Annotated in this window: 20 protein-coding genes; 6 read left to right on the top strand and 14 right to left on the bottom strand. The window is 60.7% G+C overall.

From position 1 onward, the window contains the following. Nucleotides 1-89 precede the first annotated feature (89 nt). Entirely contained in the window at nt 90-1,142 is a 1,053-nt protein-coding gene (locus DBR18_RS00210) for an NAD(P)-dependent alcohol dehydrogenase (protein WP_108588827.1), read from the top strand. Here the strand turns inward: DBR18_RS00210 and DBR18_RS00205 are convergent. The 5 genes from DBR18_RS00205 to DBR18_RS00185 form a co-directional block, all read right to left on the bottom strand. After that, nucleotides 1,139-1,942, bottom strand: coding sequence for an IclR family transcriptional regulator (locus DBR18_RS00205; RefSeq protein WP_007961970.1), 804 nt, complete (start codon nt 1,940-1,942; stop codon nt 1,139-1,141). The two genes, DBR18_RS00210 and DBR18_RS00205, sit on opposite strands and share 4 nt — an antisense overlap. Nucleotides 1,943-2,002: 60 nt before the next feature. Beyond that, nucleotides 2,003-3,307: an MFS transporter gene (locus tag DBR18_RS00200; protein ID WP_108588826.1), complete on the bottom strand. Its 1,305-nt coding sequence runs from the start codon at nt 3,305-3,307 to the stop codon at nt 2,003-2,005. 173 nt (nt 3,308-3,480) lie between these two features. Then, entirely contained in the window at nt 3,481-4,629 is a 1,149-nt protein-coding gene (dgoD, locus tag DBR18_RS00195) for a galactonate dehydratase (protein ID WP_007961968.1), read from the bottom strand. Between the two features lie 47 nt (nt 4,630-4,676). Further along, complete coding sequence (locus tag DBR18_RS00190) at nt 4,677-5,297, bottom strand: 2-dehydro-3-deoxy-6-phosphogalactonate aldolase (protein WP_108588825.1); 621 nt, start codon at nt 5,295-5,297, stop codon at nt 4,677-4,679. Between the two features lie 19 nt (nt 5,298-5,316). Further along, nucleotides 5,317-6,306, bottom strand: coding sequence for a 2-dehydro-3-deoxygalactonokinase (locus DBR18_RS00185; RefSeq protein WP_108588824.1), 990 nt, complete (start codon nt 6,304-6,306; stop codon nt 5,317-5,319). Between the two features lie 190 nt (nt 6,307-6,496). On the opposite strand from DBR18_RS00185, the gene DBR18_RS00180 reads away from it, so the two are divergent. After that, nucleotides 6,497-6,943, top strand: a complete 447-nt coding sequence (locus DBR18_RS00180; protein WP_108588823.1) for a hypothetical protein — start codon at nt 6,497-6,499, stop codon at nt 6,941-6,943. Nucleotides 6,944-6,986: 43 nt separating this feature from the next. On the opposite strand, the gene DBR18_RS00175 is transcribed toward DBR18_RS00180, so the two are convergent. The 5 genes from DBR18_RS00175 to DBR18_RS00155 form a co-directional block, all read right to left on the bottom strand. Then, complete coding sequence (locus DBR18_RS00175; protein WP_095137229.1) at nt 6,987-7,481, bottom strand: hypothetical protein; 495 nt, start codon at nt 7,479-7,481, stop codon at nt 6,987-6,989. Continuing rightward, nucleotides 7,474-8,214, bottom strand: coding sequence for an alpha/beta hydrolase (locus DBR18_RS00170; protein WP_108588822.1), 741 nt, complete (start codon nt 8,212-8,214; stop codon nt 7,474-7,476). Before DBR18_RS00170 ends, DBR18_RS00175 begins: the two co-directional genes overlap by 8 nt. A gap of 5 nt (nt 8,215-8,219) precedes the next feature. Continuing rightward, a complete protein-coding gene (locus DBR18_RS00165) occupies nt 8,220-8,714 on the bottom strand; it encodes a PAAR domain-containing protein (protein WP_108588821.1) in 495 nt (164 codons plus the stop codon). Next, nucleotides 8,711-9,076 (bottom strand): hypothetical protein, encoded by a 366-nt coding sequence (locus tag DBR18_RS00160; protein WP_256588473.1) that lies wholly within the window; start codon nt 9,074-9,076, stop codon nt 8,711-8,713. The genes DBR18_RS00165 and DBR18_RS00160 overlap by 4 nt, the downstream gene beginning before the upstream one ends. A 63-nt stretch (nt 9,077-9,139) precedes the next feature. After that, on the bottom strand, nt 9,140-9,619 hold the full coding sequence (locus DBR18_RS00155; RefSeq protein ID WP_007961964.1) for a GNAT family N-acetyltransferase: 480 nt from the start codon (nt 9,617-9,619) through the stop codon (nt 9,140-9,142). A gap of 215 nt (nt 9,620-9,834) precedes the next feature. On the opposite strand from DBR18_RS00155, the gene DBR18_RS00145 reads away from it, so the two are divergent. From DBR18_RS00145 to DBR18_RS00130, 4 genes are all read left to right on the top strand, one after another. Further along, on the top strand, nt 9,835-10,488 hold the full coding sequence (locus DBR18_RS00145; RefSeq protein ID WP_108588819.1) for an HD domain-containing protein: 654 nt from the start codon (nt 9,835-9,837) through the stop codon (nt 10,486-10,488). 97 nt (nt 10,489-10,585) lie between these two features. Next, nucleotides 10,586-10,930 (top strand): hypothetical protein, encoded by a 345-nt coding sequence (locus DBR18_RS00140; RefSeq protein ID WP_108588818.1) that lies wholly within the window; start codon nt 10,586-10,588, stop codon nt 10,928-10,930. A gap of 44 nt (nt 10,931-10,974) precedes the next feature. After that, nucleotides 10,975-11,229: a hypothetical protein gene (locus DBR18_RS00135; protein ID WP_007961959.1), complete on the top strand. Its 255-nt coding sequence runs from the start codon at nt 10,975-10,977 to the stop codon at nt 11,227-11,229. Nucleotides 11,230-11,371: 142 nt separating this feature from the next. After that, a complete protein-coding gene (locus DBR18_RS00130; protein WP_108588817.1) occupies nt 11,372-11,752 on the top strand; it encodes a termination factor Rho in 381 nt (126 codons plus the stop codon). Between the two features lie 123 nt (nt 11,753-11,875). Here the strand turns inward: DBR18_RS00130 and DBR18_RS00125 are convergent, their stop codons facing one another. The 4 genes from DBR18_RS00125 to DBR18_RS00110 all read right to left on the bottom strand — a co-directional run bounded on the left by DBR18_RS00125 (nt 11,876) and on the right by DBR18_RS00110 (nt 16,141). Continuing rightward, nucleotides 11,876-12,805, bottom strand: a complete 930-nt coding sequence (locus tag DBR18_RS00125; protein ID WP_108588845.1) for a PfkB family carbohydrate kinase — start codon at nt 12,803-12,805, stop codon at nt 11,876-11,878. Beyond that, complete coding sequence (locus DBR18_RS00120; RefSeq protein ID WP_108588816.1) at nt 12,798-14,264, bottom strand: cytosine permease; 1,467 nt, start codon at nt 14,262-14,264, stop codon at nt 12,798-12,800. Before DBR18_RS00120 ends, DBR18_RS00125 begins: the two co-directional genes overlap by 8 nt. A 168-nt stretch (nt 14,265-14,432) precedes the next feature. Further along, on the bottom strand, nt 14,433-15,431 hold the full coding sequence (locus DBR18_RS00115; protein WP_108588815.1) for an ADP-ribosylglycohydrolase family protein: 999 nt from the start codon (nt 15,429-15,431) through the stop codon (nt 14,433-14,435). Then, nucleotides 15,428-16,141 (bottom strand): GntR family transcriptional regulator, encoded by a 714-nt coding sequence (locus DBR18_RS00110; RefSeq protein ID WP_108588814.1) that lies wholly within the window; start codon nt 16,139-16,141, stop codon nt 15,428-15,430. Before DBR18_RS00110 ends, DBR18_RS00115 begins: the two co-directional genes overlap by 4 nt. Between the last annotated feature and the right edge of the window lie 76 nt (nt 16,142-16,217).

Here is a 16,217-nt window from a genome sequence, read left to right as displayed (position 1 = left end):
ATAAGACCCGGAGGAATCGTCATGGCCGCAACGGCAGACGGCGCCCAGAATGCGCCACCTCACCTGTTACTGCTTCTGCGAGGTTTCTCATGTACACCGCTATCGGTTATGCCGCTCAATCGGCCACCACTCCCCTCGCCCCGATGAAATTCGAACGCCGCAGCCCGCGCGCTGACGACGTGGCGATCGAGATCCTGTACTGCGGCGTCTGCCACTCCGACATCCATCAGGCGCGCAATGAATGGGGCATCGCCGTTTATCCGCTGATGCCCGGCCACGAGATCGTCGGAAAAGTCACCGCCATCGGTGCGAACGTCACCCAACATAAAGTAGGCGATCTGGTCGGTGTTGGCTGCATGGTCGACTCCTGCCGCACCTGCGCCGCCTGCCAGCAGAACCTCGAGCAATATTGCCTCGAAGGCCCGACCATGACCTACGCCACCCCGGATCGGGTCGACGGCAGCAACACCATGGGCGGCTACTCCGACAGCATCGTCGTCAGCGAACACTTCGTGGTGCGTATCCCGGAGAAACTGGATCTGGCCAGCGCTGCGCCAATCCTCTGCGCCGGCATCACCACCTACTCGCCGCTCAAGCATTACGGGGTCAAGGCCGGCGACAAGGTCGGAATTCTCGGTATGGGCGGCCTCGGCCACATGGGCATCAAGTTCGCCAAGGCGATGGGCGCGGAAGTCACGCTGTTCACCCGTTCGGCGAGCAAGGCCGAGGAAGGTCGTCGTCAGGGCGCCGATCATGTGATCGTCTCCACCGATGCCGAGCAGATGGCCGCCGCCGCAGGTCAATTCGACTTCCTGCTCGACACCATTCCGGTGCAGCACGACCTCAACCCGTACCTGCAAACCCTGCGCTTTGATGGCGTGCACATTCTGGTCGGCCTGATCGAACCGATCGATCCGCCCGTGCACGCCGCCAACCTGGTGCTGGGCCGCCGCGTACTGGCCGGTTCGTTGATCGGCGGCATCGCCGAAACCCAGGAAGTGCTGGATTTCTGCGCCGAGCACAACATCACCTGCGACATCGAAATGCTCGACATCCGCCAGATCAACGAGGCTTACGCCCGAATGATTGCCGGTGACGTGAAGTATCGCTTCGTGATCGACATGGCGACGTTGAAGCTTTAAACCTTCAGACCGAGTTCTGCCGACAGCCGGGCTGTGACCCCTTTGATCAGGGGAATCAGCTCGGCCATTTTTTCCAGCGGCATGTACGGCACGGTGCTGGCGATACTGATCGCCGCCACAATGCGCTTGCTCGCATCACGAATCGGCGCCGCCACGCAGCGGATCGACGGTTCGTTGTCTTCCAGATCGAAGGCGTATCCGCCGGCCACGTACTCGGTCATGCGCTGCTCGAGCTGCTCCCACGATTGCTGGGGATGCTGCGGCCAGAACTGACTTTTCCCACCCGCCGGCAGGCTGATGTCGTACAGCCTTTGCCAATCCTGCGGTGCATCGTCGAGCATCAAGGCCTTGCCGATCCCGGTGCGTGCCAGCGGCATGCGATGGCCGACCCGCGAGCGCATTTCCGGGCCATTGCGCCCCGGATTCTTCAGCAGGTACAACACCTCGTCGCCTTCGCGAATCCCCAGGTGCACGGTGTCGCCGGTCAGCGCCGACAACTCGTCCAGATACGGCGCGGCCAGACTCACCAGCGGCAGCTCTTCGCGGGCCTGAAACCCCAGCTCGATCAATTTTGGCCCCAGCAGATAGCCGATTTGCGGCACCACGCGCAGGTAACGTTCGTCCACCAGACAACTGGCCAGACGATGGGTGGTGCTGCGCGTGGTGCCGATCAGTCGGGCGATCTCTTTCAGATCGCGGGCGCCACTGGCCACCGCCTGCACCACGCCCAGCCCGCGAAGCAGGGTCTGGGTGCCGGTGGGTGCGGCGTCCTTGGTTTTTTCCGGGGCGTCTTCCTGCATATCCAGCCTTTACCGTTGAGCGAGGGAACGGGCGGCATTATGGTCGCCCGACGCTGACCACTACAACTCGATACGCTCGACCTTGCCCACCAGCAGCACGTAGGACAATGCACCGATCAGCGCCAGAATCGCGATATAGGTGATCGCCGGGGCAAACGAATCACCGCTGGCAAGGAAACCGATGACAATCGGCGTGGCAATTGCCGACAGGTTGCCGATGAAGTTGAACACCCCGCCAGTCAAACCGAGCAAGCGTGCCGGCGCGAGGGTCGAGACCAGCGACCAGGTGATCGACGCCAGGCCGTTGCCGAAAAACGCCAGCGCCAGGAAGGCGATCACCAGCGGCGTCGATTCAACGAAGTTGGCGCCGATGATCGAGGTGGAAATCAGCAACCCGCCAATGATCGGCAACTTGCGCGCAAAACCCACGCTGCAGCCACGGCGAATCAGCAAGTCGGAAAAGAACCCCGAACACAGCACACCAATGAACGCGGCCAGAAACGGCAGTGATGCCAGCAGGCCGGACTTGATGAAGTCCATGCCGCGATATTTCACCAGGTAGGTCGGGAACCACGTCAGGAAAAACCACAGCGTCGAGTTCAGGCAGAACTGGCCGAGGTAGATGCCCCACAACTTGCGTTTGCTCAGAACAATACCGAGGTCGGTCCAGCTGAACGAGGCCTTGGCCGTCTGCGCTTGAATATCCACCAGCCCGCCGCCTTCGCGGATCAGGTCGATCTCCGCGTCGTTGGCGCCCTTGAAGTCCCGCGGTTCGCGATACACCGCGTACCAGATCGCCGCCCAGACAACCCCCGCCGCACCGGTGGCGACAAAAACCATGTGCCAGCCGAACTCATGTTGCAGCCACGCCAGCACCGGGGTCAGAAAGGCCAGACCGACAAACTGCCCGGAAGTGTAGAAACCAATCGCCGTGGCTCGCTCACGCTCGGGAAACCAGGTGGTGACCACGCGGCTGTTGATCGGATAGGCCGGTGCTTCCAGCGCGCCGACCGCCATGCGCAGCACGAACAGCGCAATGAAACTCGCGGCAAAGCCGAGCATCACGGTAGCCAGCGACCACAGCAGCAGGGCGACGCTGTAGAGGATACGCGGCGGCACCCGATCCACCAGCCAGCCGCCGGGGATCTGCATCGCGGCGTAGGTCCAGCCGAACGCGGAGAAAATCAGCCCGACATGCACCGGATCGATGCCCAGTTCGCTGGTCAGCGCGGGCGCGGCAATCGACAGGTTGCTGCGGTCGAGGTAGTTGATGACCACGGTGATGAACAACAGCACCATGATGAAAAACCGCTTGCGGCTGGGCGTGACTAAAGACGCCTGCCCGGTGAGGGTTTGCGGTGGCATGGGGGGTGCCTCTTTTTATGATTATTTGAGGACAGTCGTAAAACTTGCGCCTAACCCTGTGGGAGCTGGCTTGCCAGCGATAGCGGTGAATCTGTCACATCAATGCCGGATGTGCCGCCGTCATCGCTGGCAAGCCAGCTCCCACAGGGGATTTGTGGTGGGTCAGAGGGCACTCACCACTCGGCAAAACTGCCATCGGCATGGCGCCAGATCGGGTTGCGCCAGCGGTGGCCGACGGCGGCGCGTTCGATCACGTATTCCTCGTTGATCTCGATACCCAGCCCCGGCCCGTTCGGAATCTTCACGAAGCCCTGGTCGTAGTCGAACACTCGCGGATCCTTCACGTAGTCGAGCAGATCGTTGCTCTCGTTGTAATGGATGCCCAGGCTTTGCTCCTGAATGAACGCGTTGTAGCAAGCCGCGTCGAGTTGCAGGCACGCCGCCAGCGCAATCGGCCCCAGCGGGCAATGCAGCGCCAGCGCCACGTCGTAGGCTTCGGCCATGTTGGCGATCTTGCGGGTTTCGGTGATTCCACCAGCGTGGGAAGCATCCGGCTGGATGATGTCAACGTAGCCTTCACTCAACACCCGCTTGAAGTCCCAGCGCGAGAACAGCCGCTCACCGAGGGCAATCGGCGTACTGGTCAGCGGCGCCAGCTCTTTCAGCGCTTCGTAGTTTTCGCTGAGCACCGGCTCTTCGATGAACATCAGTTTGTACGGATCGAGTTCCTTCATCAGCACCTTGGCCATCGGCTTGTGCACGCGGCCATGGAAGTCGACGCCAATGCCGACGTTCGGCCCGACAGCATCGCGCACCGCAGCCACGTTGGCCAGGGCCAGATCGACTTTCTCGAAGGAATCGAGGAACTGCAGCTCTTCGGTGCCGTTCATTTTCACGGCAGTAAAACCACGGCTTACCGCCTCTTTCGCGGCACGTGCAGTGTCGGCCGGACGGTCGCCGCCGATCCACGAATACACGCGGATCTTGTCGCGCACCTGACCACCCAGCAGATCGCTGACCGACACGCCGAGGGCCTTGCCCTTGATGTCCCACAGCGCCTGATCGATACCGGCCAGCGCACTCATGTGAATCGCACCACCACGGTAGAAGCCGCCGCGATACAGCACGGTCCAGATGTCCTCGATGTTGCGTGGGTCTTTGCCGATCAGGTAGTCGGACAATTCCTCAACGGCAGCGGCAACAGTGTGGGCGCGGCCTTCGACCACGGGTTCACCCCAACCGGTCACGCCCTCGTCGGTTTCGACCTTGAGGAAGCACCAGCGCGGCGGCACGATGAAGGTGGTGAGTTTGGTGATTTTCATCTGCTTGTCTCTCTTGTTAGATGCAGCGCACGCAGCGCCAGTTAATCTCAGCGCAGGGCTTTCCAGGCAGCGACGTAAGCCTTGGCATTGACGGCGACCTGCTCAACGCTCATGCCCGGTTTGAACAGGCCGGAACCCAGGCCGAAACCTTTCACGCCAGCGTCGATGAACGCCTGCATGTTGTCCGGGGTGATCCCACCGACCGGCGCCAGCACCGTCCCGGAAGGCAACACCGCGAGCCATGCCTTGACCACCGCCGGGCCCATCTGCTCGGCCGGGAACAGCTTGAGAATGTCTGCGCCCTCCTCCAGCGCCGCAAAGGCTTCGGTCGGTGTGGCGACACCCGGCGACAGATACAACCCCGCCGCTTTCGCTGCGCGCAGCACTTTGGCGTCGCTGTGCGGCATGACGATCACTTGGCCGCCCGCCTCTTTCACTAACTCGACCTGCTCCGCGGTCACCACCGTACCGGCACCGATCAGGCAATCGGCGGGCAAGGTCTGACGCAGAATGCGGATACTTTCGTACGGCGACGGCGAATTGAGCGGTACTTCGATGACGCGAAATCCGGCTGCATACAGGACTTCTCCGACAGCGGCGGCTTCCTGCGGATGCAGGCCACGCAGGATCGCGATCAGACCGTTTTGTGCCAGTGCTTGCTTGAGCATGTCAGGCCTCCAGTCAGGGTTAACGGGATGAGGAATCGAGCAGCCCGGCGGCCAGCGCCAGCTGCCACAGGCCACGCTCGGTGGCTTGCTCGGCCAACGCCACTCGGGCGAAACCGCAGGCGTCCAGCGCACGGCTGTAGCGGGCGCAGAGTTGCGCGTTGCCAATGAGGATGATCGAGGGCAGATGCGCACTGTTGCGTCGACGCCGCTGGGCTGCAGCAAGCGCCACCAACTCATGGCCGATCATCAGCCCGGACAGGTAATCCGCTTGCGCCGTCGGGGCCAGTTGGCCGGTCAGGCCCAAAGTGCGCGCACTGAATAACGTAGAGAGCACACCAAGTTCGCCGTCCGCCGACAGTGCCACTTGCACGCCACGGTCAAACGCTTGGCCATCAAATGGCGCACCCTGTTGCTGGGTACGCCCGAGAATGCTGTGATCACTGAGCACGGCGAACACTTCGCCGGTCATGAAGGTATCGAAATGGGTGATGCAACCCTCGAGCACTTCCACCCACTTGGAATGGCTGCCCGGCAGACCGATCAACAGATCGCCGCCAGCATCGACCGGCAGGTTCTGCAGCACGCCGAGGACCTGGGTTTCTTCGCCGCGCATCACGTTGGGCAGGCGCGAACGCTGGATCACGCCAGGCACAATATGCACCCGCGTGCCGCGCAGACTGACCACTGTTTGCAGGGAATTTCCGAGATTGGCGACGTTCGCCGGCGTTTCGCAGTAGGCCGCTTCGCGCCAGCCCTGGGCGCTGCCGACCATGCCGCAGGCAATCACCGGCAGATCTGGCTGCGCATCGAGCCAGTCACCACAGGCGTCTTCGAAGGCCAGTTCAAAACCGTCGGCGCATTCACCACCGTTGAGGACTCGCGGGGTCTTCGGTAACTGCATGATCCCGGACGACAGCGCACGCTGCTCCAGCACCACGCCACCGGCCGCGAGTTTGTAAGCACGTAATGAGGTCGTCCCCCAATCGAGCGCGATCAATTGCGCCTGCATCGCTTCACCTGTTTTGTTTTTGGCAGTGAGTGCGACGGACTATAAACCTAGGCGCTGGAAAATCTCAATATATAAATATCATTCCCATATTGTGGGATTTACAACTGTAACATCCGTTTCTCTGCCAACTCTTTAAAATGTCGGCCGCGTCGATGCGACGACCGCTCTCGACATGTTCAGGGAAGAAAAAATGAAAACCGCTTTAAAGGCGTTACTGCTCTGTGGCGCACTCTGCTTCGCGGCGATTGCCAGCGCCTTGCCCGCTATCAAGGAGGGCGACATCTGGGCCTACAAAACCCGGCCGGGTGAAGAAGCCTCGACCTTGACCATCCTCAAAATCGAAAGTTATCCGCATTACGGCACCGTCGTGCATATCCGCGTTGATGGCATTCGGATGACCAACCCGGTCACCGGAGGCGAGATCACCGCAATGCCCCACCTGCCTTTTCAGGCCGAGGCTTTGCAGCGCAGCCTGACTCGGCGCGTGGGAGAAACGGCGCAGATTCCGGATTTCAGCCAGGGCTACATCTACTGGAAAGCGGCCTTCGATGAAGAGAAGGCCGGGGCTTTCAAGATTTCCGTGCGAAAGACACTTGATGGGTTGCTCAGCGGTCATTGGGAATCCGCAGAGAAATGAGCATCAGAACAAGGCTTCCTGTGATCAGGCAAGAAGCCCGATCTCAATACTTGTCAATTTCCTTTAGCAGCTCAGCAACAGGAATATTCATCACTTCTGAATAGTAGATTTTGTAGGAGTAGGAGTTGATTCTGACTTTGCATGCGATTGTTTTTCGCCCCGCTAATACAGTGCTTAAGTCCTTGCTGCTCATCAGCGTTTCACTCGTTGAGTCTTTCACACGATAAAACATGAGATCCGCTTTGAAAGTGGATCCGTCTGCAGGCTTCAGAGGCTCAATCCATCCTTCACCATATTCATTCAGATTGCGCGACTGCGAAAAATCTCTACTCTCCCCCAAAGCACAAAGCAGCGACTGACTTATCTTGGACTTGAAGAGTTTGTCGACATCGACGTCGGACGAAAAACTGACTTGGTAAATGTTTCGATCCAAGTAGCGCTCCACCCCCAAATACTCGATTTTGGCAGTAGGTTTTCCGTGGCTTATCGCACATGAAGCACACATCGAAAACATCAAAATCAGAATTAACTTACGCACATTTCCTTCCTTTAAAATGCAACACCACCGATTCCATCAGAACATCTCTGGCTGACATCCCGGCGCCAAGATCGGCAATATAAATGGCCCATGCATCAGCGTGGTTCACGTCAACCCTGCCATTCATGTTCGGACCGCTCTTCATATCCCACTGTTCTCCGAAATCAGCCACCAGGTCGGAAAAATTCCAGTCCTTGGCATCGGCTCTCACATTCACCCAATATTCAGCCTTAGGCGCGGGCTCTTTCTGATAGATATTGGAAATACCCCATACGATCTGCCCTTCCCCGACCGGATCAAGAGTAACCAGTACCGGAATTCGGTACCCCTTGTCGGCGAGGACTTTTGATAAGTGAGCTCCGTTCCACCCTCCCAGACTGTGTCCGATAATGTAGACCGGTGTCGTAAGGTCTGAAATTTTATCCAGTACGTTTGCCTTCAGCCCTTCTTCACTGACGAAAGAGTTGTAGCCAATATGGTGTGCGTCGTACGTATCCGCGCAAAGCCCCTCTGCATCCATATTCTTCACAAAAATTTTGAGGGCCTCCGCAACGTTATTATTAGGTCCGGTTCCGTAATAACTTTCTTTATCCCCCGCCCCACCCACAAAAAACAGGACGATCTGCTTCGGAGCAACTGTAGCCTGCTTAACAGTACCATCGGTTTTACAGGTCAAATCGTGCGTTACTACTAGCCTTTGACATCCCTTCAAATCAGGATTTTCAGCAGTCATCCAAACTACTCCACGAACAACTTGATGGATTCGGGAATGTGCGAGCTCACCGTATGAGTGAATCCCGCATCATTGGTAATGCCATGCTCTACACGCCCATCGCCGCGTTGAATCGCGTAAGGATGATTAGCCATAGGCTCCCCCGTTATCTCGTTAATCACTTGCATCCGATCATTGAAATGCACCGGCATCGGCAACAACCCACTAAACGCTGCCCCTCCGCCACTTTGTCCAATAATCACCGTGCCCGAACCACCGACCACGACATTGCCGTGGCCACCGGTGCTGTCGAGGGTTGCGGCGTTCAGGCCGTTGATGAATACGGTGCCGGAAACAGCGCCGGTGATCGGGCTGCCACAGGCTGATTTGTCGGTCATGCGCGCGGCGGCGAGGCCGTCGAAGAAGACGTCGGGCGAGCCGGAAACGATCGGGTTGGTGCCATGGCCTGGCAATGGGCAGGCGGTCGGGTCGGTGACGCGGGCGGCGGGTTTACCACTCAATTCAAAGCTCCTTGCTTCAGAGGTTCCGGGGGCGGCTGATGGATGTCGATGTCGGTCGCGGCGAAGCGCCAGCGGTTGTCGACAGGGTCGAACAGTGCGTGGCAGTGCTCACGGCTGTCGGGGGATGTGGCAGTTTGCAGATGTCGCCAGGCTTGGTCGGTTTGCCAGGCCAGTTCGGCCGGCGCAGCGTCGTCGAGCTCGTTGAGCCAGGCGTTGTAATTGCGCAGTTGATTACGCTCGTAAGCCGTTTGCAGCAGATCGGCCATTTGCACGCCGAGGTCCAGATGATGTTCGGAGGTCCACTGGCCGATCTCGGAATAGACGTACCAGCCCATCGGCGTCAACGCGCCGTCCTTGAGCAACGAATGGCTGGCGGGGGCGACGAAACCGCAACAGATGTGCAGCGTCAGCCAGCCCTGCTCTCCTCAGCCTTCGGCAAACTCACGCAACACCTTGCCATCCATGCGATAGCGCACCCACTCTTCCTGCGGCTGTGCGCCAAGGGATTTGTAGAATTCGATGGCCGGAGTGTTCCAGTCCAGCACGCTCCATTCGAAGCGGCCGCAGTCGTTGTCGCAGGCGATTTTCGCCAAATGCCGCAGCAGGGTTTTGCCGGCACCGCCGCCGCGTTGTTCGGGGGTGATGTAGAGGTCTTCGAGGTACAGGCAGTTACTGCCCAGCCATGTCGAATAACTGAAGAAGAACACCGCAAAACCGATCGGCACACCATCACGCAGGCAGATCAGGCCGTGGGCGGTCGCGCCTTCGCTGAACAGGCTGCGCTCGATGTCGGTGACGCTGGCGATCACTTCGTGGCGGGCCTTTTCGAAATCTGCCAGTTCGGTGATGAAGGCGAGGATTTGCGGCGCATCGCTGGGGGTCGCCGGGCGGATTTCGATCGTCATGGACGGGCCTTGTCGGAAAATGGAAAGCGCCATACTAAGGCCGGATGCGGCGCTCGTCACATGGCAGCGCAGAGAATATCCTGCGCCGATATTGCAATGTGGGAGCGGGCTTGCTCGCGAAAGCGGTCTGACAGACAACAATGATGGTGACTGGATTGATGCCTTCGCGAGCAAGCCCGCTCCCACAGGAACTTCGCCAGTCTGAAAGGATGCTCATGAACACTGAGATTTTTATGCCCGTGGAGGCGCTCGCAGCTGCACTGCTGCCCCACGCCCTCGAACCCGGCGACGACGGTGCCCACGACCTCGCCCACCTGCAACGGGTCTGGCACAACGCGCGCACCTTGCAAGCCGAGGAAGGCGGGGACCTGGAAGTGTTGCTCGCCGCCGTATTGCTGCACGATTGCGTGTCCGTCGAGAAGAACTCGCCCCTGCGCTCGCAGGCTTCGCACCTCGCTGCAGAGAAAGCTGCCAGCGTGCTGGCGGAACTGGATTGGCCCGCCAGCAAAATCGCCGCCGTTACCCACGCTATCGAAGCCCACAGTTTTTCCGCCAACATCACCCCGCTGACCCTCGAAGCAAAAATCGTCCAGGATGCCGACCGCCTCGACTCGCTGGGCATGCTTGGCGTGGCCCGCACCTTCTACGTCGCCGGGCGTATGGGCAGTGCGCTTTACGACCCGCTGGACCCTGAAGCCAAGGAGCGCGACTACAACGACACACGCTTCTGCCTCGACCACTTCCAGACCAAACTGCTGCACCTCGCCGACGGTTTCCAGACCGGAACCGGTCAGCGTCTGGCACAGATCCGCCATCAGCGCCTGAAGGTTTTCCTGGCGCAGTTCAAGGAAGAAATCGGCCTCGACTGATGACCCTGTGTCTCGACCGTTCGTCGTTCATCAGGCACCAATCCAATCCAAGGGCAGACCAAAGACAGGTAAGGAATTCAATCACTGGAGAAGCCCTATGATCCCGTCAAGGTTGACTGCCCTCGTCTTCGCCGCCCTGCTGAGCCCTGCGGTTTTCGCCGCGTCTACCACTGCAGCGGGCACAGGCCCCACCGATCCGGTTCAATCACCGCGCGCCCCTGCCATCAACAGTGCCCCCGGCATGAACACCGATGGTTCCGGGGTTCCGTTGATCAACCAGCCACCTGCCACTGGCACTGATCCACGCACCCAAGGCAGTGACCCCGGTCGCCAGGGTGGCATGAACACTCCCGATTCCCCCGCCACACCCGATAATGCCGGCCCCGGCATCGGCTCGAAAACCACCACCGGTGGCTCGGGCTCCGAAGGCAGCGGCCAGTAGTTCGCCGACGCGAGCGTCCTATTCACATCCATGAAGAGGAAACCATGAACGTCGATAAAAACCTGGAAAAAGAAGTCCTCACCCGCCTGCTGCACGCCCATCCAAGCGGACTGGGCAAAGAGGTGCTGGACAATTATCGCGGCGAGAAAGTGGTGGCCAGCGCCCTCGCCGCCCTGCAGGATCGCGGACTGATTCACCATGGTCATGTGACCTGCAACGAGGCCGGCGAACACTCGTTGAATCTGCCGATCAAGCTCAGTGCGGCTGGGGTCGAAGCGGCGCGAAAACTTGATGTCTAAAGGCTGTGATTGTGTGAATGCATGATCGTGTAGGAGCTGCCGCAGGCTGCGATCTTTTGATTTAAAAAAACAAGATCAAAAGATCGCAGCCTTCGGCAGCTCCTACACAAGAAATCCATCTACTGATGCAAGGAGTAATCCCATGCCTCGTGGAAGCAAAGACAAATACACCGCCGAGCAAAAGCGTAAGGCCGCACATATCGAAGACAGCTATGAGCACAAAGGCCTGTCCAAAGACGAAGCCGAGGCGCGAGCCTGGGCGACGGTGAACAAACAGTCGGGCGGCGGCGAAAAGGCTGGCGGCTCCGGGCGCAGGAAACCGGCGAGCGCCAAGTCCGAAGATCGCAAGGATTCATCGCGGCGTGCGGTAGCCAGTCGTGAAGGACATGCGCGCGACAGCAAGGCTTCGCGCGAGACGCAGACCGTGGACAGTCTGAGGAAAGAGGCGCGGGCGAAGAATATCGCCGGGCGTTCTTCGATGCGCAAGGATGCGTTGATTGCGGCGTTGCGCAAGGCCGGTTGATTTTGCTGTGAGGCTGATGGCCTTATCGCTGGCAAGCCAGCTCCCACAGGGATTGCGGGGTACACAAATTTGCGTTTCACCCTGTAAACCTGTGGGAGCTGGCTTGCCAGCGAAAGCGTCAGATCAGTCGCCGCAGACTTCGCGGATAAACCCATCCACCTCAGCCGCCCCCGGCGCAGTCGCCGGCCCCCAGCGCGTCACCGCCAAAGCCGCCGCCGCATTCGCCCGGAGTGCCGCCTCAAGCGCATTCAAACCCTGCGCCAATCCGGCAACGAACACCCCGGCATGAGCATCACCTGCGCCATTGCTGTCGACTGCCTTCACGGCAAACCCCGACACCTGCCGACGCTCGCCAGCCTGCTGGATCCAGCACCCTTGCGGCCCGTCGCGCACCACCATCAGCACGTCTTTCGGTAGATGCTCGGCGAGGCGATCCAGGGCCGCCGCAATGTCCGCAGCCCCGGTAAACCGCAACGCCTCCACGCTGTTGCTGGTCCACACATCGATGCGCGGCAACAGCGCCCGCATCAGGGGTGAATCCGGCGATTCCACCAAAGGGCCTGGATCGAACACCACGCTGATCCCCTCTGGCAGCGCCAGTGTCCAGTCCAGCAGCGCCTGCGCCTTGCCCGCGTGAAGCAGGCTGTATCCGCTCACATAAACGTAATCGCCCGCCTCAGCGGCCACGCTGTTCAAATCCTCCTCGGTCACCTCACCTTCAGCGCCGATGTAGGAGATGAAACTGCGCTCGGCCGACGCATCGGTCAGCGCCACGCAAATCCCGGTGTCGCGTTGCGCGGGCGTCTGGATGCCGATATGAATGCCTTCAGCGTTCATTGCCTGACGCGCCAGATCGCCGAAACGCCCAGTGCCGTGGCGACCGAGATAGACCACCGGCAAGCCATTGCGCACGGCAGCGGCCATCACGTTGAAACCGCCACCGGCCTCGAAGGCGGCCGATTGCGCCAGCACATCGCCGCCGATTTGCGGCAGCTGATCAACCGCCATGACCAGGTCGATGATGACCTGGCCGGTGTGCAACATCTTAGGCATGAGCATTCTCGACTTGCGCGGCGCGACGATCTTTCGCCCCGCCGAGGACGAAGTAAATGCCACCGGCCACCACGAAGGTCACGATCCAGCCCAGACCGTTGTGGCCCAGCCACGAGTCGGACAAAAAGCCCTTGAACCAGACGTTCTCGGCGGTGGTGCCGATGGTGGTGAAACTGAAACCGAGCACGATGGCAATCGCCCACGCGCCGAACGCGCGCCACTCGATGCCGCCGCGATACCAGTAGGCGCTGCTCGGGCTGACGTCGAGCAGGTCTTTGGGGCTGTAGTAGTGACGGTGAAGCAGATCGACCACGAAGATCCCGACCCACGCGGTGATCGGCACCGCCAACAGGGAAATGAAGGTGATGAACGGGCCGTAGAAACTGTCGGCGATCAGCATGAAGTAGATCGAACCGGCGAAGATCGCCACGATGTCGACTACCACCGCGTAGACGCGTTTGACCTTGAGGCCCAGGGTCAGCGTGGTCAAACCGGCGGAGTACACCGAGAGGTTGTTCGACAGCAGCAGACCGCCGAAAGCGGTGATCAGGTACGGCACAGCCATCCACGTCGGCAGCATGTCGCGGATTGCCACGATCGGGTCAGTCGCCGACGCCAGGTCATTGTTGCCCACCGACAGCAGACCGCCGAGGGTGATCAGCAGCACCAGCGGAATCCCCGCGCCGAACGCCGCCGAAGCCACCAGCCGCACAGCCTTGACGCTGCGGTGCTGATAGCGCGACATGTCGGCGCCGGCGTTGGCCCAGCCAATCCCGGTGCCGGCGGCCATGGTGCCGATGCCGATGATCATCGCGCTCATCGGCGCCGGCGTGGCGTTGAACACCGCGCTCCAGTCGATGGTCGCGCAAAGGAAGCCGCCGACCAGAATGTTCAGCGCACCGAACACGTAGGTCGCCCACTTCTGGATCACCAGCAAGGTCGCATGACCGAGGCCCGAAACCGACAGGGTCAGCAGCACGAAAATCGCGATGAAGATCAGCGTCAGCACCGGCGCACTCTTCGCTTCAACCGGCGAGCCGAACAGGATCGAGCACAGCGACAGCAGCACGAACGCAGCAGTAGTGGTATTGACGGTTTCCCAGCCCAGACGCGACATCAGCGAGACCAGCGTCGGGCCGATGTTGCCGCGTACGCCGAAGATCGCTCGCGACAACGTGAGACTCGGCGCACGGCCACGACGGCCGGCAATCGAGATGATCCCGACCACGGCGAACGAACCGGCGGCGCCGACGATGGCAACGATGATCGCCTGCCAGATCGCCAACCCGCGAAACGCTACCAGCGTGGCGCCCAGCGGCAGGCCGAGAATGGAAATGTTGGCGGCGAACCAGACCCAGAACAGTTGCAGCGGATGGCCGTTGCACTCGGCTTCCGGCACCGGCTCGATGCCCCGGGTTTCCAGTTGCCCGGCGCTTTGCCCGGCGTTTGATGAACTCATGAACAGTGCTCCTGTTTGCCTTTATTGTGGTTGTGGGCAATTCAATCGCCTGCACATCTCCTGTAGGAGCTGCCGCAGGCTGCGATCTTTTGATCTTGATTTTCCGGCTGCCTGAAGACTGCTGAAGATCAAAAGATCGCAGCCTTCGGCAGCTCCTGCACGGGGTCCTCAGCGTAAGGTGAGGAGTCCTTTCACGAGGGGCTCAAGCTCCAGATGATTGACCGCTTTGACCGTGGCGATCATCGGCGCCGGCCAGCTCTCGAGGCCCAGGCAGGCCCCGAGCATGGCGCCGAGAATCGCCGCGATGGTGTCGGTGTCACCGCCCAGGCTGGCGGCCATGCACAACGCATCGAACGCGCTCATCTCGCCGACCGCCACCTGTTGCGCCAGCGCGAACGAGACCACCACCGACTCCTGCGATGCCACCGACGTGCCGATCACGTCGTACAGCAGGTCCGCCAGCAGCGCCTTGTCGCTGTCGACGCTGATGGTTCGCGCCCAACTGATGCGCGAAGCAATACGTCCACCCGCGACCCAGTGCCCGTGCGCTTCCGCCTGTTGCGCAATCTGCTGGCCGAGGTTCAGCGCCTCGCCCAGGTCCATGCCGTTGATCCCGGCGGAAACCACCGCCGCCACCGCCGCCGCGCTGGAAATGCCCAGCGTGGTGTTGTGGGTGACCTGACAGGCCTGCACCACGGCCGCGATGAAACGCTCGGGATCAGCGACGTCTGCCGCGATGCCCACCGGAGTGATGCGCATCGCCGCGCCGTTGGTGGTGCCGTAGCGCCCGGCTTCTTCCGGCGAGTGGCCGGCGAGAATCATTTCAATGGCGCGTTTGGTCGATGGGCCGAGCAAATCCTGTGAGCCCTTGGCCTGCATCTCGGCTTCCCACTCGATCAGCCGTTGCGCGAGCACTGCCGGCTCGATCCGGCCTTTGCCTTCAACCAGCAACTCGCCAACCAGAATCGCCTGTTCGGTGTCGTCGGTGATCGAGCCTTTGGGCATGTTGGCGGCGATCGGTTGCAGGGGACCGGCGTCCTGCAGATCGGTGATGTGGCCGAAGCGGGTCTTGATCGTTTCGCGGTTCAGCGATTGCGTCGGCATGCCCAGCGCATCACCGAGGGCCAGGCCATAAAACGCACCGAGGGCACGGTTGAGCGCGGTCATTTCTGTTCTCCAAATTGCAGGTGCAGACGGAAATGCACCGGGTCGAGCAGGCTTTCGACCTGCTCCATGAAGCGGTTCTGCCGGTCGTAAGTGGTGCGCAGGGCCTTGAGGAACACTGTGCCCTCTGCGCGACCGAGCAGTTCGGCGTCCACCGCGTTCAGCGGTTCGGCGCCGATCCACTGATCGCCGCGCTCGCCGATGTAGCCGTAGGCGGCCAGGGTGATGGTCAGCGAGTTGTCGATCAGACCGACACGCGGCAGGCTTTCCAGGCCTCCAGTGGCCGGCAACAGCGAGCGTTCGAGGGAGACCAGCGTGCCGTCATTGGAACGGCGGCGTCGGTCGAGGGTGATGAACTGGTCGGTGCCGAAGCGCGAGAGCAGATCCGGCCGGGTCACGGCTTCCAGGCGCAACACTTCGGTGTTGATCAGCGCCCCGCTGTCGGCCAGCGCCTGCGCCCAGCCACTGCGCTGGTCGAGCGCCACGCCGTCGAACGTGACAATCGAACCGACCCCGCTTTGCGTGGCGATGTAGTTGCGCCGCTTCAGTTCGGCCAGCGCTTCACGCAACGTGCCACGGCTGACATTGAATTCCTGAGCCAACTGATGCTCGCCAGGCAACAGAAAGCCGTCCTCCATGAGGCCGCTTTCGATGCGCCGGACGAGTTCGTCGACCACCCGTTGTTTCTTGTCAAATCGTACCTGTCTAATCATGTACAAAGTGATACCCGAAACGGGCGCGGGCGGGCAAGGGAAATTTTGGGGAAGGTGACGAGAGGCGGGAGAACGG

The sequence above is a fragment of the Pseudomonas sp. HMWF021 genome, from assembly GCF_003061005.1.
Lineage (GTDB): Bacteria > Pseudomonadota > Gammaproteobacteria > Pseudomonadales > Pseudomonadaceae > Aquipseudomonas.
This window is presented reverse-complemented; position numbering and strand designations above follow the sequence as displayed.